Source organism: Scleromatobacter humisilvae (assembly GCF_023231945.1).
Classification (GTDB): domain Bacteria; phylum Pseudomonadota; class Gammaproteobacteria; order Burkholderiales; family Burkholderiaceae_C; genus Scleromatobacter; species Scleromatobacter humisilvae.
In genome coordinates, this window is the sequence record NZ_JAJLJH010000001.1 from 762,241 (window position 1) to 786,251 (window position 24,011).

At 69.8% G+C, this 24,011-nt stretch carries 18 protein-coding genes and 1 tRNA gene; 12 read left to right on the top strand and 7 right to left on the bottom strand.

Going from position 1 to position 24,011, the window contains the following annotated elements; genetic code table 11:
• Positions 1-39: 39 nt before the first annotated feature.
• The 3 genes from lepB to LPC04_RS03585 all read right to left on the bottom strand — a co-directional run bounded on the left by lepB (position 40) and on the right by LPC04_RS03585 (position 3,508).
• A complete protein-coding gene (gene lepB, locus LPC04_RS03575) occupies positions 40-1,002 on the bottom strand; it encodes a signal peptidase I (protein ID WP_275680806.1) in 963 nt (320 codons plus the stop codon).
• Between the two features lie 4 nt (positions 1,003-1,006).
• Positions 1,007-2,815: a translation elongation factor 4 gene (lepA, locus tag LPC04_RS03580; protein ID WP_275680807.1), complete on the bottom strand. Its 1,809-nt coding sequence runs from the start codon at positions 2,813-2,815 to the stop codon at positions 1,007-1,009.
• Positions 2,816-3,432: 617 nt separating this feature from the next.
• Positions 3,433-3,508, bottom strand: a tRNA-Arg gene (locus tag LPC04_RS03585).
• Between the two features lie 201 nt (positions 3,509-3,709).
• On the opposite strand from LPC04_RS03585, the gene LPC04_RS03590 reads away from it, so the two are divergent.
• The 6 genes from LPC04_RS03590 to LPC04_RS03615 all read left to right on the top strand — a co-directional run bounded on the left by LPC04_RS03590 (position 3,710) and on the right by LPC04_RS03615 (position 11,795).
• Positions 3,710-5,146 (top strand): S41 family peptidase, encoded by a 1,437-nt coding sequence (locus LPC04_RS03590; RefSeq protein WP_275680808.1) that lies wholly within the window; start codon positions 3,710-3,712, stop codon positions 5,144-5,146.
• 70 nt (positions 5,147-5,216) lie between these two features.
• A complete protein-coding gene (locus tag LPC04_RS03595; protein ID WP_275680809.1) occupies positions 5,217-5,975 on the top strand; it encodes a HesA/MoeB/ThiF family protein in 759 nt (252 codons plus the stop codon).
• Between the two features lie 37 nt (positions 5,976-6,012).
• Positions 6,013-6,912, top strand: a complete 900-nt coding sequence (locus LPC04_RS03600; protein ID WP_275680810.1) for an LOG family protein — start codon at positions 6,013-6,015, stop codon at positions 6,910-6,912.
• A 59-nt stretch (positions 6,913-6,971) separates the two neighbouring features.
• Positions 6,972-7,883, top strand: coding sequence for an arginase (gene rocF, locus LPC04_RS03605; protein WP_275680811.1), 912 nt, complete (start codon positions 6,972-6,974; stop codon positions 7,881-7,883).
• Positions 7,884-7,969: 86 nt separating this feature from the next.
• On the top strand, positions 7,970-9,583 hold the full coding sequence (locus LPC04_RS03610) for an ABC transporter substrate-binding protein (protein WP_275680812.1): 1,614 nt from the start codon (positions 7,970-7,972) through the stop codon (positions 9,581-9,583).
• A gap of 169 nt (positions 9,584-9,752) precedes the next feature.
• Positions 9,753-11,795 (top strand): sensor histidine kinase, YfiR-like protein-associated, encoded by a 2,043-nt coding sequence (locus tag LPC04_RS03615; protein ID WP_275680813.1) that lies wholly within the window; start codon positions 9,753-9,755, stop codon positions 11,793-11,795.
• A gap of 13 nt (positions 11,796-11,808) precedes the next feature.
• On the opposite strand, the gene LPC04_RS03620 is transcribed toward LPC04_RS03615, so the two are convergent.
• Entirely contained in the window at positions 11,809-12,720 is a 912-nt protein-coding gene (locus LPC04_RS03620; protein WP_275680814.1) for a DUF429 domain-containing protein, read from the bottom strand.
• 124 nt (positions 12,721-12,844) lie between these two features.
• On the opposite strand from LPC04_RS03620, the gene LPC04_RS03625 reads away from it, so the two are divergent.
• Positions 12,845-14,917 (top strand): sensor histidine kinase, encoded by a 2,073-nt coding sequence (locus LPC04_RS03625; protein WP_275680815.1) that lies wholly within the window; start codon positions 12,845-12,847, stop codon positions 14,915-14,917.
• On the opposite strand, the gene LPC04_RS03630 is transcribed toward LPC04_RS03625, so the two are convergent.
• Positions 14,906-15,784: a DMT family transporter gene (locus LPC04_RS03630; RefSeq protein ID WP_275680816.1), complete on the bottom strand. Its 879-nt coding sequence runs from the start codon at positions 15,782-15,784 to the stop codon at positions 14,906-14,908. The genes LPC04_RS03625 and LPC04_RS03630 overlap by 12 nt on opposite strands.
• 47 nt (positions 15,785-15,831) lie before the next feature.
• Between LPC04_RS03630 and LPC04_RS03635 the strand changes: the two genes are divergently transcribed.
• A complete protein-coding gene (locus tag LPC04_RS03635) occupies positions 15,832-16,455 on the top strand; it encodes a glutathione S-transferase family protein (RefSeq protein WP_275680817.1) in 624 nt (207 codons plus the stop codon).
• Between the two features lie 13 nt (positions 16,456-16,468).
• A complete protein-coding gene (locus tag LPC04_RS03640) occupies positions 16,469-17,509 on the top strand; it encodes an asparaginase (protein WP_275680818.1) in 1,041 nt (346 codons plus the stop codon).
• 270 nt (positions 17,510-17,779) lie between these two features.
• Here LPC04_RS03640 and hutH read toward each other — a convergent pair whose 3' ends face one another.
• Together hutH and hutU are read right to left on the bottom strand one after the other, a co-directional pair.
• A complete protein-coding gene (hutH, locus tag LPC04_RS03645) occupies positions 17,780-19,327 on the bottom strand; it encodes a histidine ammonia-lyase (protein WP_275680819.1) in 1,548 nt (515 codons plus the stop codon).
• A gap of 81 nt (positions 19,328-19,408) precedes the next feature.
• Positions 19,409-21,115 (bottom strand): urocanate hydratase, encoded by a 1,707-nt coding sequence (gene hutU, locus LPC04_RS03650; protein ID WP_275680820.1) that lies wholly within the window; start codon positions 21,113-21,115, stop codon positions 19,409-19,411.
• A 172-nt stretch (positions 21,116-21,287) separates the two neighbouring features.
• On the opposite strand from hutU, the gene hutC reads away from it, so the two are divergent.
• The 3 genes from hutC to hutI are packed head-to-tail and all read left to right on the top strand — an operon-like array spanning position 21,288 to position 23,982.
• On the top strand, positions 21,288-22,118 hold the full coding sequence (gene hutC / locus LPC04_RS03655; RefSeq protein WP_275680821.1) for a histidine utilization repressor: 831 nt from the start codon (positions 21,288-21,290) through the stop codon (positions 22,116-22,118).
• A complete protein-coding gene (locus LPC04_RS03660; protein WP_275680822.1) occupies positions 22,115-22,723 on the top strand; it encodes a HutD/Ves family protein in 609 nt (202 codons plus the stop codon). Before hutC ends, LPC04_RS03660 begins: the two co-directional genes overlap by 4 nt.
• Positions 22,720-23,982, top strand: coding sequence for an imidazolonepropionase (gene hutI, locus LPC04_RS03665; protein WP_275680823.1), 1,263 nt, complete (start codon positions 22,720-22,722; stop codon positions 23,980-23,982). Before LPC04_RS03660 ends, hutI begins: the two co-directional genes overlap by 4 nt.
• Positions 23,983-24,011: the final 29 nt, after the last annotated feature.

Below are 24,011 nucleotides of genomic sequence, written 5' to 3' on the forward strand. Positions count from 1 at the left end.
GCCCTTGGTTCAGCGCGCCGGCGCGCGGCCGGCGCCGGATCAATGGAACGAGCCGATGCGGCTCAGATCGTTGAAGTTCATCCAGACGAAGAAGGCCTTGCCGACGATGTTCTCGTCGGGCACGAAGCCCCAGTAGCGCGAATCCTGCGAGTCGTCGCGATGGTCGCCCATCATGAAGTAGCTGTTCGGCGGCACGCGGCAGACCACGCCTTCGGCACTGTACTGGCAGTTGTCCTTGAACGGGAAGCCGTTGAACGGCTGCACGCCGGCCGGCGAATCGGCCTTGGTGAGGATCTGGTGCTTGACCCCCGTCAGGTCTTCCTCGAAGGCCTGCTCGTACTGGCGGCGCTCGTCGACGTAGTAGTCGGGCTCGGGCTTGACGGGAACAGGCTGGCCGTTGATCTTCAGCTGCTTGTTCAGGTACGAGACCTCGTCGCCCGGCAGGCCCACCACGCGCTTGATGTAGTCGACGCGCGGGTCGATCGGGTAGTGGAACACCATCACGTCGCCGCGCTGCGGGTCGTGGTTGGCGATGATCTTCTTGTTGATCACCGGCAGCCGGATGCCGTAGTGGAACTTGTTGACGAGGATCAGGTCGCCGACCTGCAGCGTCGGGATCATCGAGCCCGACGGGATCTTGAACGGCTCGAACAGGAAGCTGCGCAGCACGAAGACGACGGCGATGACCGGGAACAGGCCCGCGGTCCAGTCCAGCCACCACGGCTGGATCAGCAGGCGGCCCTTGACGTCGTCGACGTCGCCGTCCACCTTGATGCCCTGGCGCGTCAGCTCGGCGCGCCGCGCGGCCTCCTGCGTCTCGTACAGCGCGGCGGCCTGGCGGCGCCGGGGCGCGAAGTACAGGCGCTCGGCGAGCCAGTAAGCGAAGGTGACGAGCGTCAGGAGCAGCAGCAGCAACGCGAAGTTGCCGATCCACTTGTCCATCAGCCAGCCGCCGAGATAGATCACCAAGGCGGCATACAGCGCGCCGGTCAATGCACTCATCGATTCAGTCGTCCACTTGGAGGATGGCGAGGAAAGCTTCCTGAGGCACTTCGACGGAGCCGATCTGCTTCATGCGCTTCTTGCCCGCCTTTTGTTTTTCGAGCAGCTTCTTCTTGCGGGAAACGTCCCCGCCGTAGCATTTTGCCAGCACGTTCTTGCGCAGGGCCTTGATGTTCTCGCGGGCGATGATGTTCGCACCGATCGCCGCCTGGATCGCGACGTCGTATTGCTGGCGCGGGATCTGCTCGCGCATCTTCGCCGCCACGCCGCGGCCGCGGAACTGGCTCTGCGAGCGGTGCACGATCATCGACAGCGGATCGACCTTCTCGCCGTTGATCATGATGTCGACCTTGACGACGTCGGCCGCGCGGTATTCCTTGAACTCGTAGTCCATCGATGCGTAGCCGCGCGACACGCTCTTGAGCTTGTCGAAGAAGTCCAGCACGATCTCGGCCAGCGGCAGTTCGTAGGTGAGCATCACCTGCTTGCCGTGGTAGGCCATGTTCAGCTGCACGCCGCGCTTCTGGTTGCACAGCGTCATGACGACGCCGACGTAATCCTGCGGCATGTACAGGTGCACCGTGACGATGGGCTCGCGGATCTCGCGGATGCGGCCCTGGTCGGGCATGCGGCTGGGGTTCTCGACCTCGTTGACCGTGCCGTCGTTGAGCTCCACCTCGTAGACCACGCTGGGCGCGGTGGTCACCAGGTCCTGGTCGAACTCGCGCTCCAGGCGCTCCTGCACGATCTCCATGTGCAGCAGGCCCAGGAAGCCGCAGCGGAAGCCGAAGCCGAGCGCCTGCGACACCTCGGGCTCGTAGCGCAGCGAGCTGTCGTTGAGCTTCAACTTCTCCAGCGCGTCGCGCAGCTGGTCGTACTCGCTCGCCTCGGTCGGATAGAGGCCGGCGAAGACCTGCGGCTGGATCTCCTTGAAGCCGGGCAGCGCCTCGCTGGCCGGGCCCGCGTTGTTGGGCAGCTTCTTTTCCAGCGTGATGGTGTCGCCGACCTTGGCGGCGGCGAGTTCCTTGATGCCGCAGATCACGAAGCCGACCTCGCCGGCCAGCAGCGCGTCGCGGTTCTCGCTCTTGGGCGTGAACACGCCGAGGTGCTCGATGCCGTAGACCGAGTCGGTGGCCATCAGGCGGATGCGCTCGCCCTTGCCGATGCGGCCGTCGACCACGCGCACCAGCATCACGACGCCGACGTAGTTGTCGAACCAGGCGTCGATGATCATCGCGCGCGGCGGCCCGTCGGCGTTGCCCTTGGGCGCCGGCATGCGCTCGATGACGGCCTCGAGGATGTCGTCGATGCCCATGCCGGTCTTGGCCGAGCACGGGATCGCGCGGGTCGCGTCGATGCCGATGACGTCCTCGATCTCCGCACGGGCGTTGTCGGGATCGGCGGACGGCAGGTCCATCTTGTTGAGGACGGGCACGACCTCGACGTGGAGCTCGAGCGCCGTGTAGCAGTTGGCGACGGTCTGCGCCTCGACGCCCTGGCTGGCATCGACCACCAGCAGCGCGCCCTCGCACGCCGACAACGAGCGGCTGACTTCGTACGAGAAGTCGACGTGCCCCGGCGTGTCGATCAGGTTGAGGTTGTAGATCTTGCCGTCGCGCGCCGTGTATTGCAGCGCCGCGGTCTGCGCCTTGATCGTGATGCCGCGCTCGCGCTCGAGGTCCATCGAATCGAGCACCTGTGCTTCCATCTCGCGGTCCGACAGGCCGCCGCAACGCTGGATGATCCGGTCGGCCAGCGTGCTCTTGCCGTGGTCGATGTGGGCAATGATCGAGAAGTTTCTGATGTGATCCATGAGGGTCGTTCGAACGGTCAGGCGCAAGGTTCTTGACGCGCTTGCCGTGTCGTCGCGGACTCGCGGCAGGGGGTGCCGCGAGGGGCCCTGAAAAGCTTCAATGGCCCTGCGTCGAGACTAAAAAAAAGGCACGTCCAAAGAGAGACGCGCCTTCCAACAAAATCGTATGGCAACTGCTTGTTGGGCTTTCATTGTAGCCAAAAGCACCCCGGTGGAAACCGCGTCTTTGCTGGGTTTTTGTGGCGTTGCACGTCTCCAACATGAAAATTCGTCCACAAGTTATGCACAGGCCTGGGTGCATCGTTTGTGGACAAGTTGGAGGCCTGCGGAAGTCCCTAGGAACACCGCGTCAACCCAGCGATTTCAAGGCCAATTGTACCGTTTCGGCGATGCCGGCCGTGGACAAATGTTGGGCAAGTGGGCGGACGCCCACTTGTGAGGTTTCCAGCTCGGCCGCACCGGGCCCCTTGCCATTGTTCGCCAAGCGCACAAGGCTCCTGCCAGATGAAAAGACCCGTCGGCCCACTCGGCTGTCAGGGCATTTCAAGGGCAACTCGCACGGAACTTGCAGCGGAGCCGTGAACTCTGAACGCCCAGATGCCGATAAACAGGCAAGCTGGTGCGGCTGGCAGGAATCGAACCTGCGACCCTCTCCTTAGGAGGGAGATGCTCTATCCACTGAGCTACAGCCGCGCAGTGAGCCAGTGTATCAAGGGCGGCGGCCCGAGCCGGACGAGGACGCGGGGTCCACGGCTTGCCGATGCCCGAGAAATTGCACGAGTTTCAGGCATGCGGGAACGCGCTCTACAGGAGCCGCAGTTCTATACTTACAGCCGTACGACGTCGCCATGGTGACGACGCCGGTACGTCGTTGGAATCGGGGCGAAGACAGACATGGGTTCGAAATTCAAGGTGGCGGGGCTGCTGGCCCTCGGCGCGGTCGCCGGCGCATTGACGACGATGCAGCTGCAGGCCACCGCGCGCAATTCGCTCGCATCGCTGCCGCTCGAGGACATCCAGCGCCTGACCGACGTGTTCGAACGCATCAAGGCCGACTACGTCGAACCGGTGGACGAGAAGAAGCTGATTTCGGATGCCATCACCGGCATGGTCGCCGGCCTCGATCCGCATTCGCAGTACTTCGACAAGAAGTCGTACAAGGAATTCCGGGAAGGCACGTCGGGCCGCTTCGTCGGCGTGGGCATCGAGATCGGCATGGAGGACGGCCTGGTCAAGATCGTCTCGCCGATCGAGGGCTCGCCCGCCTTCCGCGCCGGCCTGAAGCCGAACGACCTCATCACCAAGATCGACGACACGCAGGTCAAGGGCCTGACGATGGACCAGGCCGTGAAGAAGATGCGCGGCGACCCGGGCTCCAAGGTGATGCTGACCATCTTCCGCAAGGAAGACAGCCGCACGTTCCCGGTGACGATCACGCGCGAGGAAATCCACGTGCAGAGCGTCAAGGCCAAGGACATCGACGGCTACGCCTGGGTGCGCGTCAACCAGTTCCAGGACCGCACGGTGGAAGACTTCGCCGCCAAGGTCGAGGACATGTACAAGAAGGATCCGAAGATCAAGGGCTTCGTGCTCGACCTGCGCAACGACCCGGGCGGCCTGCTCGAGGGCGCCGTGGGCATCGCGTCGGCCTTCCTGCCGGCCGAATCGGTGGTGGTCAAGACCAACGGCCAGATCAGCGAGTCCAAGCAGACCTTCAAGGCCGATCCCGACGACTACCTGCGCCGCGGCGGCAGCGACCCGCTCAAGCGCCTGCCCGCGGCCATCAAGACGGTGCCGCTGGTGGTGCTGATCAACGAAGGCTCGGCGTCGGCCAGCGAGATCGTCGCCGGCGCGCTGCAGGACTACCACCGCGGCACGCTGATGGGCGCGCAGTCGTTCGGCAAGGGCTCGGTGCAGACCGTGATGCCGCTGCCGGGCGACACCGCCGTCAAGATCACCACGGCGCGCTACTACACGCCGAGCGGCCGCTCGATCCAGGCCAAGGGCATCGTGCCCGAGGTGTGGCTCGACGAGACCGCCGACGGCAACGTCTACTCCGCGCTGCGCACCCGCGAGGCCGACCTGGACAAGCACCTGATCAACGGCGACGAGAAGAAGGACGCGGAGCGCGAGAAGGAGCGCGACGAACAGCGCACCAAGCTCGAGGCCGAGCTGGCCAAGAACAACAACAAGCCGCTCAAGCCGCTGCCGGAATTCGGCTCGGCGGAAGACTTCCAGCTGAACCAGGCACTCAACCGCCTGCGCGGCCAGCCGGTGATGGTCAGCAAGACCGCCACGGAACGCAAGCCCGAAGACACCGCGACGCAGTGATGCTGCGTCGACGCCGGCCAAGGGGCGCGTTCGCGCGCACCTCGCCGGCGTTGTCGTTTGCGGACGCGCCATGACCGACGACGACCTGCTGCGCTACTCGCGCCACATCCTGCTCGACGAGATCGGCATCGAGGGGCAGCAGCGCATCCGCGACGCGCGCGCCCTCGTGATCGGCGCCGGCGGGCTCGGCTCGCCGGTGGCGCTCTATCTCGGCAGCGCCGGCATCGGGCGGCTCACGCTCGTCGACGACGACGTGGTCGACCTGACCAACCTGCAGCGCCAGATCGCGCATACCCATGACCGTATCGACCAATTGAAGGTCGAGTCGGCGCGCGCGGCCGTGCTGGCGATCGCACCCGATCTCGACGTCGTCGCGATCGCACGGCGTGTCGACGCCGCGGCGCTGTCCGGGCTGGTGGCCGACGCGGACGTCGTGCTCGACTGCAGCGACAACTTCGCCACGCGCCAGGCCGTCAACGCCGCGTGCGTCGCGGCGCGGGTGCCGCTGGTGGCGGGCGCGGCGATCTCGTTCGACGGCCAGTTGTCCGTCTGGGACACGCGCGACCCCGAGTCGCCCTGCTACGCCTGCGTCTTCCCGCCCGCGAGCGCGCCGCCCGAGGTGCGCTGCGCGACGATGGGCGTGTTCGCGCCGCTGGTGGGCATCGTCGGCTCGATGCAGGCCGCGGAGGCGCTGAAGCTCGTCGCGGGCATCGGCACGTCGCTCGCCGGCCGGCTGCAGATGCTGGACGCGCGCGACATGGGCTGGACGACCATCCGCGTCGCGCGCGACCTCGCGTGCCCGGTGTGCGCGTCGCGCCCGCGCGCGTGACGCGTCCGCGCAGGATCGCTGCGTTAAGCTGCCGGCCATGAAGCATCGCCCCTTGAAAGCACGCAACTTCCGCAGCGCCGGCGAAGACGCCGCCAAGACCAAGCCGCCCTCGTTGTACGACGGCCCCGGCAGCGCCTACCACCTCGCGTTCACCGACATCGACTTCCTGCTGCAGGAGGAACTGCGCCCGGTGCGCGTGCAGCTCGAGCTGATGAAGCCGGAGATGGTGCAGGCCAGGCTGGGCATCGAGTCGACCATCGTGCTGTTCGGCAGCGCGCGCATCAAGCCGCCCGAGGTCGCGCAGGAGCTGCTGGCCGCGGCGCGCAAGAGCGGCGACGCGCTCGCGATCAGGCGCGCCGAGAGCGCCGTCGCGATGAGCCAGCACTACGTCGAGGCGCGCCGCTTCGCCGCGATGGTCACGACGGGCACGCGCCATCTCGCGACGCCCATCCACGTGGTCACCGGCGGCGGGCCCGGCATCATGGAGGCCGGCAACCGCGGCGCGTTCGAGTCGGGCGGCAAGAGCATCGGGCTGAACATCGTGCTGCCGCACGAGCAGCAGCCCAACCCGTACATCACGCCGGAGCTGTGCTTCCAGTTCCACTACTTCGCGCTGCGCAAGATGCACTTCCTGATGCGCGCCGTCGCGCTCGCGTGCTTCCCAGGCGGCTTCGGCACGCTCGACGAGCTGTTCGAGGTGCTCACGCTGATCCAGACCGGCAAGTCGCGCGCACGGCCCATCCTGCTGTTCGGCGCGGCGTTCTGGAAGCGCCTGATCGACTTCGACCTGCTCATCGAGACCGGCATGATCGCGCCCGACGACGTGCACCTGTTCAAGTTCGTCGAGACCGCCGAGGAGGGCTGGGCCGCGCTCAAGGGCGCCTACGGTTTCGAAGGCATCGCCTCCGCGCCGACGGAAGCCGCCGGCGAGCTTTGATCGGCCGAACCGCCTCCAACTCGAATCATTCGCACCTGCTCCCGACGGACAATCACGCCATGACCAAAGTTTCCCTGATCGGCGCGCCGACCGACATCGGCGCAGGCGCCCGCGGCGCCAGCATGGGCCCCGAAGCGATGCGCGTCGCGCAGATCGGCCCGACGCTCGAGGCGCACGGCATCGAGGTGTTCGACCGCGGCAACCTGCAAGGGCCGCCCAACCCGTGGCTGCCGCCGGTCGACGGCTTCCGCCACCTGCACGAGGTCGCGGCCTGGAACAACGCCGTGCACGAGGCGGTGCATGCCGAGCTGAAGCTGGGGCACCTGCCCATCCTGCTGGGCGGCGACCACTGCCTGGGCATCGGCTCGATCAGCGCCGTCGCGCGCCATTGCCGCGAGACCGGCAAGAAGCTGCGCATCCTCTGGCTGGACGCGCACGCCGACTTCAACACCGCCGTCCTCACGCCCAGCGGCAACATCCACGGCATGCCCGTCGCCTGCCTGTGCGGCCACGGCCCGCAGGAGCTGATCGAGATCGGCGGCAAGGTGCCGGCGATCAGCCCGAAGTGGATCCGCCAGATCGGCATCCGCAGCGTCGACGCGGGCGAGAAGAAGTTCGTCCACGAGATGGGCCTCGAGGTGTTCGACATGCGCTACATCGACGAGATGGGCATGCGCCACGCAATGGAGCTGGCGCTGGCCACGCTCGACGAGAACACGCACCTGCACGTCAGCTTCGACGTCGACTTCCTCGACCCGCAGATCGCCCCCGGCGTCGGCACCGTCATCCCCGGCGGCCCGACCTACCGCGAGGCGCAGCTGTGCATGGAGATGATCGCCGACACGGGCCGCCTCGCGTCGCTGGACGTCATGGAGCTGAACCCCGCGCTCGACGTGCGCAACCAGACGGCCGTGCTGGCCGTCGACCTGATCGAGAGCCTGTTCGGCAAATCGACGCTGATGCGCAAATAGTCCCGCAAGCGCGTCGAAAGAGACCGCGCACCGCGCCGATATCCTGTCGCATACTGGTCATCGGACTTTGCCGGGGATCGACGGGAATGACTCTGCTGCGCGGGCTGAAGGCACTGGCCCCGAAGGCCGCGCGATCGCTCGCGCTGGCCCTGGCCGTCGCCCTGCCCGGCGCGCACGCCGCCGCGCTGCGCATCGCGAGCGCGTTCGATCCGCAGACGATGGATCCGCACAGCCTCGCGCTGCAGTACCACACGCGCGTCGCGTTCCAGATCTACGAGTCGCTGGTCGGGCGCGACCAGAACTACCGCCTGGTACCGGTGCTGGCCACCAGCTGGACGCAGACCGACCCGCTCACGTGGCGCTTCAAGCTGCGCCCCGACGTCCGCTTCCATGACGGCAGCCCGTTCACCGCCGAGGACGCGGTGTTCTCCTTCCAGCGCGCGCTGGCGCCGCCGTCGCAGCGCCAGTTCGTGCTCAAGGGCGTCAAGCGCGTGCGCATGGTGGATCCGCTCACCATCGACTTCGAGCTCGCCGCGCCCGACGCGTCGCTGCCGCAGAAGCTGGTGCTGGTGGCGATGATGAGCAAGCGCTGGTCGCAGGCGCACCACGTCGAGCGCGCGCAGGACTACAACGCGCGCCAGGAGACCTTCGCCGTGCGCAACGCCAACGGCACCGGCGCCTACCAGCTGGAACGCTACGAGCCCGACATCCGCACCACGCTGAAGGCGTTCCCGCAGTGGTGGAATCGCAGGAGCCCCGACAACGGCAACGTCGACAGCCTGAGCTTCGTCACCATCCGCTCCGACGCCACCCGGCTCGCCGCGCTGCAGTCCGGCGAGGTCGACCTCGTGCTCGATCCGCCGTACCAGGACGTCGAGCAGCTGCGCCACGACCCCGCGATCGCCGTCACGCAGGTCGGCGACATCGCCACCGACTACCTCGCCTTCGACCAGGCCAGCGCCGCGCTGCCGGGGGTCGCGCCGGGGCCCGACGGCAAGCCGCGCAACCCGTTCAAGGACCTGCGCGTGCGTCGGGCGGTGTACCAGGCCATCAACATCGACCTCGTGATCCAGAAGGTGCTCAAGGGACTCGCCACGCCCACCGGCGACCTGCTGTCGCCGGAGTTCGACGCGCCGGTGGCCGTCAACGGCCCGCGCCTGCGCTTCGATCCGGTGCACGCGCGCGAGCTGCTGCGCGATGCCGGGTATGCCGACGGCTTCGACCTGACGATGGACTGCGTCAACGTCGCATTCCGCGAGCACGTGTGCCAGGCGATCGCGGCGATGCTGACGCAGGTGGGCATCCGCACCACGCTGCGCACCTCGCCGAGCACGCAGTTCTTCCCCATGATCACGCAGGGCAAGGTGAGCCTGGCGGAATTCGGCTTCACGGGCACGTCGGAGGACGCGTGGCAAAGCCTCAACGGACTGCTGCACACATGGGACAGCAACGGCGGAGGCACCTTCAACGCCGGCCGCTACTCCAATCCGCGGCTCGACGCGCTGATCGACGCCGTGCGCACCGAAGGCAACCCTGACAAGCGCCGCGTGCTGGTGGCCACCGCCTTGAAGCTGGCCGGCGACGACGTCGTCTACGTGCCGCTGTACCGGCGCACGCTGAGCTGGGTGATGCAGAAAAAAGTGCATGTCGTGATGCTGCCCGACGACACCATCCCGGTGCGCTGGGCCAGCGTCCGGTAACAGGCGGGCCGCGGGAGCGGTTCGCGGTTCGCATCTGCGCGCGTTTTTGGACGCGCCGCGTGACGAATTTCTCGCACAGGTGTGACACGATGTACGAACGTTCAGCCCGGGTACGCCGCCTGCCCAACGAGCTGGACCGTAGGACCTTTCCTGCGCACCAGAAAGGCCCATGTCCAACACATCGCTGCGTCGCTCGCTCGGCACCAAGCTGCGCCTGGCCATCCTCGGCACCACGCTCGTGGCGCTGGTCCTGGCCCTCGGCACCATGATCGCTTACGACCTGCGCACGTGGCACCGCGGCTGGATCGCCGACGTGCAGGCGCAGGCCGACCTGCTGGGCCACGCGAGCGCCGAAGACCTCGCCGCCGGCAACCCGCGCGGCGCGCAGGACGCCCTCGCGACGCTGCGCCTGCAGCCGCGGCTGCGCAACGCGGCCGTCTACGATGCGCAGGGCCGGCTGTTCGCCGGCTGGCACGCGGCCGGATCCGACGCGCCGCCCACGACCCTCGCGCGCACCGACGCGGACGCCGGCGCCGGTGCGTCGCACGACCTGCTGGTGCGCTCGCCCATCGTCGACCAGGGCCGCACGCTCGGCACCGTCACGGTTCGCGCACGCGACGAGATCGACGAGCGCATCGCCGGCTATGCCGCCGTGTCGCTGGGGCTCGTGCTGCTGGCGCTGGCCATCACCTGGGCGGTGTCGGGATGGCTCAAGGCGATCGTCCTGCGCCCGCTCGCGGCGATGGCCGACATCGCGCGCGACGCGGTGCAGCACGGCGTGAGCTCGCGCCGCGCCGCCAAGCTGGGCGAGGACGAGGTGGGCGAGCTGGTCGACGCGTTCAACGGGCTGCTGGCCGAGATCGAGCGCCGCAAGTCCGAGCAGGACGCCGCGGCGGCCGACAAGGACCGCGAGGTCGCCGAGCGCCGCCACGCGCAGCAGGAAGTCATGCGCCTGAACGAGGAGCTCGAGCGGCGCGTGCACGACCGCACGGCGCAGCTGGAGTCGTCCAATCGCGACCTGCAACTGGCCACGCGCGAGGCCGAGAGCGCCAATCGCGCGAAGTCGGAGTTCCTGTCCAACATGAGCCACGAGCTGCGCACGCCGCTCAACGCGATCATCGGCTTCGGGCAGTTGCTGAACCACGCCGACGCCGGCGGCGACCCGGAGCGCAACCGCGGCTTCGTGCAGCACATCGTCGATGCCGGCAACCACCTGCTGACGCTGATCAACGAGATCCTGAACCTGGCGCAGATCGAGTCCGGCAAGGTGACGATCAGCCTGGAGCCGGTGGAGCTGCGCGAGGTGCTCGAGGAGTGCCACGCACTCACGCGCACGGCCTCGGCGCAGCGCGGCATCCGGCTCGTCTTCCCGATGGAGACGCCGCTGAGCGTCAGCGCCGACCGCACGCGGCTCAAGCAGGTGCTGCTGAACCTGCTGTCGAACGCGGTGAAGTACAACCGCGAACACGGCGCCGTGATCGTCGAATGCACGGCCGGCGACCAGGGCCGAATACGCGTCGCGGTGCAGGACACCGGCAACGGCCTGACCCCCGACCAGCTGCGCCAGCTGTTCCAGCCCTTCAACCGCCTCGGCCTCGACAACACGACCATCGAGGGCAGCGGCATCGGCCTGGTGCTGACCAAGCGGCTGGTGGAGCTGATGGGCGGCACCATCGGCGTGCGCAGCACCCCCGGCACCGGCAGCACGTTCTGGATCGACCTGCGCAGCGCGGAGCCCGCCGCGATGCCTCGCGCGCCGTCGCGCCCGCGCCTGCCCACGCCCAGCGAGCTGGTGGGCGACCCGCAGCTCGCGACCATCCTGTGCGTGGACGACAACCGCGCCAACCTCGCGCTGCTCACCGAGGCGCTGTCGCTGCGCACCGACTGCATGGTGCTGACGGCCACCGACGGCCAGGCCGGCGTCGACATGGCGCGCAGCCACAGCCCCGACGTGATCCTGATGGACAACAACATGCCCATCATGAGCGGCCGCGAGGCGATGCGCGTGCTGCAGCAGGACCCGGCGACCGCGGGCATCCCCATCATCGCGGTGAGCGCGGCGGCGATGCCCGCCATGGTGTCCTCGGGCCTCGAGCAGGGCTACTTCCGCTACCTCGTCAAGCCGTACGACCTGGTCGACCTGACCGACGCGATCGACGCGGCCATCGACATGTCGCGCCGAGGCGGCGTGGCGCCGGACGCGGACGCCTGACGCGGGCGGGCCTTCAGCGCGCCTTCGCGCCGGCCTTCTTCGCGGGTACGGCCACGGGTATGCCGGCGCCGTCTCCGTCGGCCGCGACGATCCAGCCCTCCAGTGCGTCGAACGCCGCCGGCATGCCGTAGCCGGGCTGCGTGTCGGCCCAGCCGGCCAGCAGCAGGCACAGCGCGGCGTCGAGCCGGTCGCCCTGCGGATCGGCCACCAGCTCGTCGCGCTGCGCGTGCGTGAGCTTCAGGCGCAGGCCGCGCCAGCGCCCCTGCTCCAGCGCGTCGACGAGATCCTTGCGCGCGATCAGGCGCTCGGTCGTCTGCTGGGCCCGGGTGTCGCTCTTGTACGAGCGGCGCCCGATCAGCGCGCGTGCGACGAGGCCCGGATAGGCCTCCAGCGCGACGCGCGTCGCGTCGCCGGCCTGCAGGCCGGGGATGTCGACGCCCGCCGCGCGCAGCGCCGGCACGCCGGCGTGCAGCATGAACGCGACCGGCGGGTTGACCCATTTCATCGACGGGCTGCTGCCGGCCGGCCCGTCGCACGCGCGATGGGCGAACTTGCCGCCGACGGGACGCGCGTCGCAGAACGCGGAGAAGGTCTCGACGATCGCGGCGCGCGTCAGCCCCGCGTAGTGCGTCATGCTGCCGGCCCAGTCGGTCGGCCAGCCGAGGGTGGCGACGAGCTCGCGCGGCAGGCCGAAGGGCAGGTCGAAGGCCGCGAGCCACGGGCCGGGCTGCCGCAGCGACGCCTCGAACGCCGCCGGCGACGCGTTCTCCTCGAAGCGCTCGAGCTTGAGCAGGCCGGGGCGCTGCCAGCGACCCCACGCCCACACGATGGGTTTGCCGCGCCGCGGCGCGCTCGAGAAATCGACGCCGGCAAGCGCGCGTCCATCGGACTCGACAGCGGCGGGGGACGGCACGGCAAGGTTCATGACAGGCATTTTTGCGCAGGAATGCCTGTCGCCTTTGCGACGCGGGCGATGCCTTGAGGTAGTCTCGCCAGCGTTGCAGACCATCCTCAGCTCCGGCTTGTCCCGGATCGTCCGTCGTCCTGCCATGGTCGCACCCGAATTGCTGTCCCCGAGCCCGTCCACGTCCGTCGCCGACGCCGCGTTCCCGCGCCATCCCGCAACGGCGCGCGACTACGACGAGGACGACGCCGCCCAGGGCGCGCCGCTGCTGGAAGCGCTGCTGGCCGACACGGCGCGGCCGTCGCGGCTGGGCCTGCCGGCCGGCGCCGCACCGGTCTTCAAGGTCGCCGGCGTCGTCACGCTGCTGGCGATCGTGCTGGCGATCGCCGGCGCGCAGTTGGGCATGCCCGCGCCGTGGGTGCGCTTCTTCGACAACATGCACTGGAGCGTCGCCGACGTCGCGGCCGCGTGGCTCTGCTGGATCGGCGTGCGCGACGCGCGCCAGAAGGGGCTGCACGCCGAGGTCGCGGCACGCCGCTGGTTCGCGCTCGGCTTCTCGTCGTACGCGATCGGGCAGGCGTTCTGGGACCTGCAGATCTTCCTCGCGTGGCAGCCGTTCCCGGCGCCGTCCGACCCGTTCTACATGATGATGGCGCCGTGCTGCGCGATGGGCATGATGGGCTACCTGCGCGGCCGCGTCAGCGAGTCGCAGCGCCTGGCCGCGATGCTCGACACGCTGTCGCTGGCGATCGCCGTCGTCGCGCTCGCGCTCGTCGTCTACCTGCCCGAGCGCGGCAACATGAGCCCGGTGCAGCTGGGCGCGATGGTCACCTACCCGACGCTGCTGCTGGCCGGCGCCTGCGTCGGCGTGATGCTGATCGCGCTGCTGCGCGTGACGCGCGCGTGGCCGATCTGGGTGCTGACCGCGATGCTGGCCGCGCACGGCGGCCTGTGGATGGAGTGGAACGCGCTGATCCTGAAGCACGCGCTCAAGGACGGCGGCGTCGTCAACGCGTGCTTCTCGGTGTGCACGCTGCTGGGCGGGCTGGCGGTGACGCGCTGGCGCGTCGAGACCGCGGTCAACCCGCGCATCGACCGCTTCTACGAAGGCGCGCTGCGCGTGCTGCCGCTGATCGTCGTCGTCGGCGTCACGTTCGCCGTCACGCTGCAGGACACCGTCGCGCACCTGTCGCCGTCCGCGCGCTTCACCTGCGACGCCGCCGCCGTCATCGTGATCGTGCTGGCCGCCGTGCGCCAGACGCTGCAGCTGCGCGACCGCGACCAGCTGATCGACGCGCAAAGCCTGCTGCGCGATCGCGAGGACGAGCTGAGCGAGCTGAACCAGCATCTCGAGCACCGCGTGTCCGAGCGCACGCGCGAGGCCGAGCTGCGCAACGCGGAGCTGTCGACGGCGCTGCAGCAGCTGTCGATGGCGCAGCACGAACTCGTGCGCGCGGAGAAGCTCGCGGGCCTGGGCTCGCTCGTCAAGGGCGTGGCCGCCGAGATCTCCGCCGCGCTCGCCAACGCCGACATGGTGGCGATGACGCTGCCGGGCCAGGTCGAGGCGCTGGGCCGGCTGCAATCGGGCGACGCGTCCGTCGACGAACGCCGGCGCAGCCAGGTCAGCGGCTACGTCGACGCGCTCAACGAGGGCCACAAGCAGCTGGGGCTGTCGATCGACCAGGCGCAGCACGTGATCGCCGTGTTCCAGCAGATCGCCGTCGACCAGACCAGCGACCATCGCCGCAGCTTCGACCTGCTGGCGACGGTGCGCGAGATGGTCGACCTCACGCGCCTGGCGCATCGCCACGACCCGATCGAGATCATCGTCACCGGCGAGACCGAACTGATGATGGACAGCTATCCCGGCTCGATCGGCCAGGTGCTCAACCAGCTGATCGAGAACGCGATCGTGCACGGCTTCGCGCGCACCGGCGAGGGCACGATCTCCGTGCGCGTGTGGCCGTCGGGGCACGACGCCGTGCGCATCACCGTGCACGACAACGGCGTCGGGATCGCGCCCGAGGACCTGCCGCAGGTCTTCGCGCCGTTCTTCACCACGCGGCTGGCGCAGGGCGGCAGCGGCCTGGGCCTGACGATCTCGCGCAACATGGTCAACGGCATCCTGGGCGGCCGCATCGAGCTGGTGTCGCCACCCGGCGCGGGCACGACGGTCACGATGACGCTGCCGCGCCTCGCGCCGCGCTCACACGGCTAGCAGCACCACGCCGGCGCCCATCAGCAGCGCGCCCGCCGCACGCTGCCCGCGGTCGCCCTCGCCCAGCAGCCGGCCGCCGATCAGCGCGGCGAACAGCATCGAGATCTCGCGCGCCGGCGCCACGTGCGACACGGGCGCCAGCTGCACCGCGTACAGGACGAGGATGTAGGCCAGCGGGCTCACCAGCGCCAGCACCACCGCGTGCCACTTGTAGCGCCGCCACGCCTCGACGAAGCCGTCCGGATCGCGCAGCAGCGTGGGCAGCATGAACGGCAGCCGCACGAGGTTGCCGAAGTAGTCGACCAGGATCGGAGCGATCAGCAGCTTCTTGACGGAGTAGCCGTCCAGCACCGTGTAGACCGCGATCAGCACGCCCGTGGCCGCGCCCCAGCGCAGGCCCGCGTGCACACGCGCGCGCCGCGCGGGGTCGTGCGCGGCGCGCAGCAGCGCGGGGCCGCCGGCGATGATGAAGACGCCACCGCACACGCACACGACGCCCGCCGCCGCATGCAGCGTCAGCGCCTCGCCCAGCACCGCGATGGCCAGCAGCGAGCTGATCAGCGGGCCGGTGCCGCGCGCGACCGGGTAGACAACCGTCAGGTCCGACACGCGGTAGCCCTTGAGCAGCACCTTGAAGTACGCCAGGTGCGTGAAGCCGCTGAGGGCCACCAGCGTCCACTGCAGCCAGCCCCATTGCGGCACGTCGCGCCATCCGAGCCACAGCCCCGCCGGCGCCCAGAACAGCGCCAGCAGCAGCCCGCCCATCAGCACGAAATGCCGGTTGCCCCCGGTTTTCTTGGCGACGATGTTCCAGAATGCGTGCAGCAGTGCGGCGACGATCACCATCGCGAGGGCGGAGACGGGCATGCCGCGATTTTAGGACAAGTCATCTAGACCACTTTGGAGCGATGCAGATGCTGAGGATCCTGGGCAAGCCCACGTCGATCAACGTTCGCAAGGTGCTGTGGCTGTGCGAGGAACTCGCGCTGCCCTACGCGCACGAGAACTGGGGCGGCGATGGCCGCTCCCTGCAGGAGCCGGAGTTCCTCGCGCTCAATCCGAACGCGATGGTGCCGGTGGTCGTCGACGGCGACGCCGTGCTGTGGGAGTCCAACACCATCTGCCGCTACCTCGCCGGCAGGCACGGCCGCGACGACCTGCTGCCGCGCGACGCGCTCGCGCGGGCACGCGTGGAGCAGTGGATGGACTGGCAGGGCGGCGACATGAACAACGCGTGGCGCCATGCGTACATGGGCCTCGTGCGCCAGAGCCCGGCGCACCAGGACGCGCAGGCCATCGCGGCCAGCATCGTGTCGTGGAACCGGCACGTGGCCATCCTCGAGCGCCAGCTGGAGAAGTCCGGCGACTTCGTCACCGGCCCGACCTTCACGCTGGCCGACATCGTGCTGGGGCTGTCCGTCAACCGCTGGTTCATGACGCCCATCGAGCGCCCTGCCCTGCCGCGCGTGCAGGCCTACTACGACCGCCTCGCGACGCGCCCGGGCTTCCGCCTGCACGGCCGCAACGGCATGCCTTGAACTGGAGCCCCCCATGACCCAACCCGTCCTCGTCGAGCTCTGGCGCGGCGACATCGTCGAATCCTTCCATCGCGGCGCCCTTGCGGTCGTCGACACGGCCGGGGTGGTGCTGCGCCAGGGCGGCGACATCGAGCGCCCGGTCTACGCGCGCTCCGCCGTCAAGGGCCTGCAGGCGCTGCCGCTGGTGGCCTCCGGGGCGGCCGATCGCTTCGGCCTGACCCACGAGGAGCTCGCGCTGGCCTGCGCCTCGCATGGCGGCCAGCCGGAACACGTCGCGGCGGCGGCGTCCATGCTGGCCAAGGCGGGGCTCGACGCCGACGTGCTCGAATGCGGCGTGCACTGGCCGTCCAACGAACAGGCCTCGCGCGCGCTGGCCGCCAGCGGCGAGGCGCCCTGCGCGCTGCACAACAACTGCTCCGGCAAGCACTCGGGCTTCGCGTGCCTGGGCGCGCTGATGGCCGGCGATGCCGACCGCGCGCGCGGCTTGCTGCGCGGCTACGTCGAGCCCGACCACGTGGTCATGCGCGAGATCGGCGCGTCGCTCGAATCGGCCACCGGCGTGCGCCTGGCCGACGCGCCGCGCGCCACGGACGGCTGCTCGATCCCGACGTTCGGCTTTCCGCTGCGCGCGCTGGCGCACGCGTTCGCGCGCTTCGGCACGGGCGTGAGGTTCACGCCGGAACGTGCGCGTGCCGCTGGGCGCCTGCGCGAGGCCGTGGCCGCCGCGCCGCTGATGGTGGCCGGCAAGGGGCGGCTCGACACGCGGCTGATGACGCACTTCGGCGCACGCGTGTTCTGCAAGGTCGGCGCCGAGGGCGTCTACTGCGCGGCGCTGCCGGAGTTGGGGCTGGGCATCGCGTTGAAGATGGACGACGGCAACAACGCGCGCGCGGCCGAGGTCGCGGTCGTGGCGTTGATCGAGTCGCTGCTGGCGCTGGACGATGTTGATCGCGCGTTTGTTTCGCCGTTGCGCGATGTCGAATTGCGCAACTGGAATGGGCGGTTGGTCGGGCGGCTTGCTGCGGCTGCGGACTTCGTTCGGAGTGCTCGCTGAGCTTGATGGCTTCTGCATGCGGCGCTTTTGGCCAGCCGCTTGGTGCGGCTGGCGTTCCTGGGGGCGTTGTCGCGGGCGGCAGGGTGGGCAGCGGCGGGGCGCGCGGCCACATGCGACGCTGAATCCGCGCCTGGACGGCGGGATTCGGCGTCGCATGTGGCCGCGAGACAAGCCCCCGTCCGCCCTGCCGCCAGCGACGATGCCCCCACCACACGCCGGCCGCGCAGCGGACGGCCACCAGCGCCGCAGGCACACCACGCCATCAATCGATCAAACAGCCTTCCAAAGCGTCGGCAACCCGTCGAGATTCCGGAACACCGACGACAGCGCACCCTCGGCAACCAGCGCAGTCGCCCGCTCGATGTCGGGCGCCAGATACCGATCCGTCGGCATCGCCGCACACTGCGCGCGCAGGAGCGCATGCGCCTGCTCCAACGCCGCCGAACTGCGCAGCGGCCGCAGGAACTCGACGCCCTGCGCGGACGCCAGCCACTCGATGCCCAGGATCACGGACACGTTCGAGATCATGGCCTGCAGGCGCCGCGCCGCGAACGTCGCCATCGACACGTGATCCTCCTGGTTCGCCGACGTCGGCAGCGAATCCACGCTCGCCGGATGCGCCAGCGACTTGTTCTCGCTGGCGAGCGACGCCGCCGTGACGTGCGCGATCATGAAGCCCGAGTTCAGGCCCGCATCGGCCGACAGGAAAGGCGGCAGCTGCGAGACGCCCGCGTCGATCAGCATCGCGATGCGCCGCTCGGCGATCGCGCCGACCTCGGCGATCGCCACCGCCATCGCGTCGGCGGCCAGCGCCACCGGCTCCGCGTGGAAGTTGCCGCCCGAGACGAGCACGCCGTCCTCGGCGAAGACCAGCGGGTTGTCGGTGACGGCGTTGGCCTCGCGCACGAGGATCAGCGCGGCGTGGCGCAGCTGGTCGAGGCAGGCGCCGACGACCTGCGGCTGGCAGCGCAGGCAATACGGATCCTGCACGCGGTCGTCGCCCTCCATGTGCGACTGGCGGATCTCGCTGCCGGCCAGCAGCGCGCGGTAGTAGCGGGCGACATCGATCTGGCCCGGCTGCCCGCGCAGCTCGTGGATGCGCGGGTCGAACGGGCCGTCGCTGCCGCGCGTCGCGTCCACCGTCAACGCCCCGATCACCAGCGCGGACTCGAGCACCGGCTCGAAGGTGATCAGCGCGTGCAGCGCCAGCGCGGTCGACGTCTGCGTGCCGTTGATCAGCGCCAGGCCTTCCTTGGCCTGCAGCGTCAGCGGCGCGATGCCGGCCTTCTCCAGTTCGGCCAGCGCGGGCTTGCGAACGCCGTCGACCAGCATCTCGCCCTCGCCCATCAACGCGAGCGTCATGTGCGACAGCGGCGCAAGGTCGCCCGACGCGCCCACCGAGCCCTGCGACGGCACGTACGGCACGAGGCCGGCGTTGTGCACGGCGATGATCGTGTCGACGACCTCCTGCCGCACGCCCGAGTAGCCGCGCGCGAGCGACGCGGCCTTGAGCGCCATCATCAGCCGCATGACGGCCGGCTGCAGCGGCGCGCCCACGCCCACCGAGTGCGAGCGGATGAGGTTGCGCTGCAGTGCCTCGAGCTCGCCCTGGCTGATGCGCTTGTTGGCCAGCTTGCCGAAGCCGGTGTTGACGCCGTAGACCGGCGCATCGCCGGCGGCCGCGGCCTGCACGACGGCGGCGCTGGCCGCGATGGGCGCATGCGCGGACGGGTTGAGGCTCAGCGTGAGCCCACCGGCGTGCAGCGCCTGCAGGTTCTCGAGCGTGAGCAGGCCGGGATTGAGTTGGAGGGTCGTCATCGAATTCTCTTCGTCGATGGGGTCAGGTCTTGCCTTTTGCCTAGCCTGCTAAGCAAAAGGCAAGACCTGACCCCCATGGAATCACTTGATCATCGGCAGGTTCAGGCCATGGCGCCTGGCGGCTTCGCGGGCGTCCTCGTAGCCCGCATCGGCGTGGCGCATCACGCCGGAGGCCGGGTCGTTCCACAGCACGCGCTTCAGTCGCTCGTCGGCTTCCTTCGTGCCGTCGCAGACGATCACGATGCCCGAGTGCTGCGAATAGCCCATGCCGACGCCGCCGCCGTGGTGCAGCGACACCCAGGTCGCGCCGCCGCCCGTGGCCAGCAGCGCGTTGAGCAGCGGCCAGTCGGACACGGCGTCGGAGCCGTCCATCATGCTTTCGGTCTCGCGGTTGGGCGAGGCGACCGAGCCCGAGTCGAGGTGGTCGCGGCCGATGACGATGGGCGCCTTCAGCTCGCCCGAGCGCACCATCTCGTTGAACGCGAGGCCGGCGCGATCGCGGTCGCCGAGGCCGATCCAGCAGATGCGCGCGGGCAGGCCCTGGAACGCGATGCGCGAGCCGGCCATGTCCAGCCAGCGATGCAGGCCGGCGTCGTCGGGGAACAGCTCCTTCATCTTCGCGTCGGTCTTGCGGATGTCTTCCGGATCGCCCGACAGCGCCACCCAGCGGAACGGGCCCTTGCCCTGGCAGAACAGCGGGCGCACGTAGGCCGGCACGAAGCCGGGGAAATCGAACGCGTTGGCCACGCCCTGGTCGAACGCGACCTGGCGGATGTTGTTGCCGTAGTCGACGGTGGGGATGCCCATCTGCTGGAACGCCAGCATCGCCTTCACGTGCTCGGTGGCGCTCTTCGCCGCGGCCTCGCGCAGCGCGGCGTGCTGCGTGTGGTCGGCCTGCGCGGCGCGCCATTGCTCGACGCTCCAGCCCGCGGGCAGGTAGCCGTTGACGAGGTCGTGCGCGGAGGTCTGGTCGGTGACGAGGTCGGGCCTGACGTCGCCGGCCGCGGCGCGGCGCGCCAGCTCCGGCATGATCTCGGCCGCGTTGCCCAGCAGGCCCACCGACACCGCGCGGCCTTCGGCCGTGTACCGCTTCATGCGCGCCAGCGCGTCGTCGATGCTCGTGGCCTGCTCGTCGAGGTAGCGCGTCTTCAGGCGGAAGTCGATGCGGCTCTGCTGGCACTCGATCGTCAGCGAGCTGGCGCCGGAGAAGCTCGCGGCCAGCGGCTGCGCGCCGCCCATGCCGCCCAGGCCCGAGGTGAGGATCCAGCGGCCAGCCATCTTGCCGCCGAAATGCTGCCGCCCGGCCTCGACGAAGGTCTCGTAGGTGCCCTGGACGATGCCCTGGCTGCCGATGTAGATCCACGAGCCGGCCGTCATCTGCCCGTACATCATCAGGCCCTTGCGGTCGAGCTCGTTGAAGTGCTCCCACGTGGCCCACTTGGGCACCAGGTTGGAGTTGGCGAGCAGCACGCGGGGCGCGTCGGCGTGGGTGCGGAACACGCCCACCGGCTTGCCCGACTGGATCAGCAGCGTCTCGTCGGCCTTCAGCTTGCGCAAGGCTTGCAGGATCGCGTCGAAGCAGTCCCAGTTGCGCGCCGCCTTGCCGATGCCGCCATAGACGACCAGCGCGTCCGGGTTCTCGGCCACCTCGGGGTCGAGGTTGTTCTGGATCATGCGGTACGCGGCCTCGATGAGCCAGTTCGCGCACGAGATCTCGGGGCCGCGCGGCGCGCGCACGGGGCGTGGCAGCGACGCCACGGTGCTGGGGACGTTGGACAGGTCGTTCACGGAACTTCTCCGGCAAGGGACGCCACGCGCGGCATACCGCGAACAGGGTATGCGCCGTGTGACAAAGAGGTGTATGGCAAGCCGGAATCGGCGTAGTTTGCCGATGACGGACAGGCGGAGGTCGGGTCGTACTCTACTTGTCTAGACAACCTTGTGCAAGTAGGATCCCCCCATGCCATCGTCCACCCGTTCACGCCTGCGCACGTCGTCCGACCACCCTGGCGCGCGCGCGCCGCGGGCCTCGCCGGACATGATCTCGGCCGGCGGCGCGCCCACCAACGGCGCGGCCCTGCACCGCAGCGCGCCGCAACCACCGTACGCCCGCGTCAAGCAATACCTGAAGGACGCGCTGGAGGCCGGCCGCTGGGCGCCGGGCGCGCAGATGCCGTCCGAGGCCGACCTGGTCGCGCAGTTCGGCGTCAGCCGCATGACGGTGCACCGCGCGCTGCGCGAGCTGCAGGACGCCGGCCTGATCACGCGCCTGCAGGGCGTGGGCACCTTCGCGGCGCAGTTGAACCGGGTGTCGTCGACGCTGACGATCAATGACATCCAGGACGAGATCCGCAAGCGCGGGCATCGCCACGACGCCACGGTGCACCTCAAGCGCGCCGAGGCCGCGCCCGCGGCGCTGGCGGCGCGCCTGGGGCTGGTTCCCGGCGCCACCGTCTTCCACACGCTGATCGTGCACCACGAGCACGGCGTGGCGCTGCAGTGCGAGGATCGCTATGTGAACCCGGCCTGCGCGCCCGACTACCTCGACGTGGACTTCACGCAGATGACGCCCACGCACTACCTGCTCGACGTCGCGCCGCTGTGGGAGGCCAACGTGTCGATCGAGTCGGCGCTGCCGACCGCGCAGGAGGCCAGGCTGCTGGGCATCCAGCGCAGCGACCCGTGCCTGATCGTGGTGCGGGGCACCGTCAGCCGCGGCGTGCCGGTCACGCTCGCGCGGCTCGTGCATCCCGGCTCGCGCTACACGCTCGAAAGCCAGTTCCGTCCATGATCCGCGTCGACGCGTCAGCCGCCACGCCGGTGCCGTGGAGAAACGGCGGCGGCGTCACGCGCGAACTGCTGCGCCTGCCGGCCGGCAGCGGCGACGACTGGACGCTGCGCATCAGCGTGGCCGACATCGCCGCCGACGGCCCGTTCTCCGCCTTCCCCGGCATCACGCGCTGGTTCGCCGTGCTGACCGGCGCCGGCGTGCGCCTCGATTTTCCCGACCGCACGCTGAACGTCGGCGGTGGCGACTCGCCGCTGCGCTTCGACGGCGCCGACGCCCCCGGTTGCACGCTGCTGGACGGTCCCACGCGCGACCTCAACGTCATGGTGCGCAGCGATCGCGCCGACTCGATCGTCACGCCCGCCACGTTCCTCGACGAGGCCGGCCCGGGCATGAGCCCCGGCTTCGGCTTCTTCGCGCTGCAGCCGGTGGCGCTGCACGGCACCGGCGCGGTGCCGGTCGAGATGCGCGCGCTGTCGCTCGCGTGGTGCGAGTCGCCGTTCGACGCGTCGCGCCCGTGGTCGCTCGAGCCGCTGCACGACGCCGGCGACGAGCGGGAACACGCTCTGCCCGGCTTCTGGATTCGACTGCTGCCCCCGAAGCGATGACCGACCTGCTGGAATCGTTCACCCCCGGCCTCCCGGAACAGGCCGTCGCCGCCGCGCCCCCGCCCGCGCGCCGCGTGTGGCGTCACGCGCGCGTGGCCACGCTGGCCGACGCGCGCGGCTGGGGCCTGATCGAGCGCGGCGCGATCGTCACCGAGGACGCGCGCATCGCCTGGATCGGAACCGAGGCCGACCTGCCCGCACTCGGCAAGGCGGCCGTCGAGGAACACGACCTCGGCGGCGCGCTGCTGACGCCGGGCCTGGTCGACGCGCACACCCACCTCGTCTACGGCGGCCACCGCGCGCACGAGTTCGAGCTGCGGCTGCAGGGCGCGAGCTACGAGGACATCGCCAGGGCCGGCGGCGGCATCCGTTCGACCGTCGCCGCCACGCGCGCGGCGAGCGAGGACGAGCTGTTCGCGCTCGCGTCGCGCCGCCTGCGCACGCTGCGCGACGGCGGCGTGACGACGGTGGAGATCAAGTCCGGCTACGGCCTGTCGTTCGAGGACGAGGCGAGGTGCCTGCGCGTCGCGCGGCGCCTCGGGCAGACCGGCGTCGGCGTCGTCACGACGAGCCTGGCCGCGCACGCGCTGCCGCCCGAGTTCGAGGGCCGCGCCGACGACTACATCGCGGCCGTCTGCGCGTGGCTGCCGAAGTGGCATTCGCAAGGCCTGGTCGACGCTGTCGACGCGTTCTGCGAGCGCATCGCCTTCAGCCCGGCGCAGGTCGAGCGCGTGTTCGAGACCGCGAAGTCGCTGGGGCTGCCGGTCAAGCTGCACGCGGAGCAGCTGAGCGACTCGGGCGGCGCCGAGCTCGCGGCGCGCTTCAAGGCGCTGTCCTGCGACCACATCGAATTCCTGAGCGACGCCGGCGTCGCCGCGATGCGCGCCGCCGGCACCGTGGCGATGCTGCTGCCCGGCGCGTTCCACTTCCTGCGCGAGACCAGGCTGCCGCCGATCGCCGCGCTGCGCGAGGCCGGCGTGGCGATGGCCGTCTCCACCGACCACAACCCGGGCACGTCGCCGACGCTGTCGCTGCCGTTGATGATCCACCTCGCGTGCGTGGACTTCCGCCTGACGCCGGAAGAGGCGGTGCGCGGCGCGACCGTCAACGCCGCGCGCGCGCTGGGCCTCGCCGACCGCGGCACGCTCGCCGCGGGACAGCGCGCCGACTTCGCGCTGTGGGATCACGAGCACCCGCGCGAGCTGGCCTACTGGTTCGGCCACCCCGCGTGCCGCGGCACCGTCGTCGGCGCGACATGACGGCCCCTTCCGCACCGTGTACGGCGCTC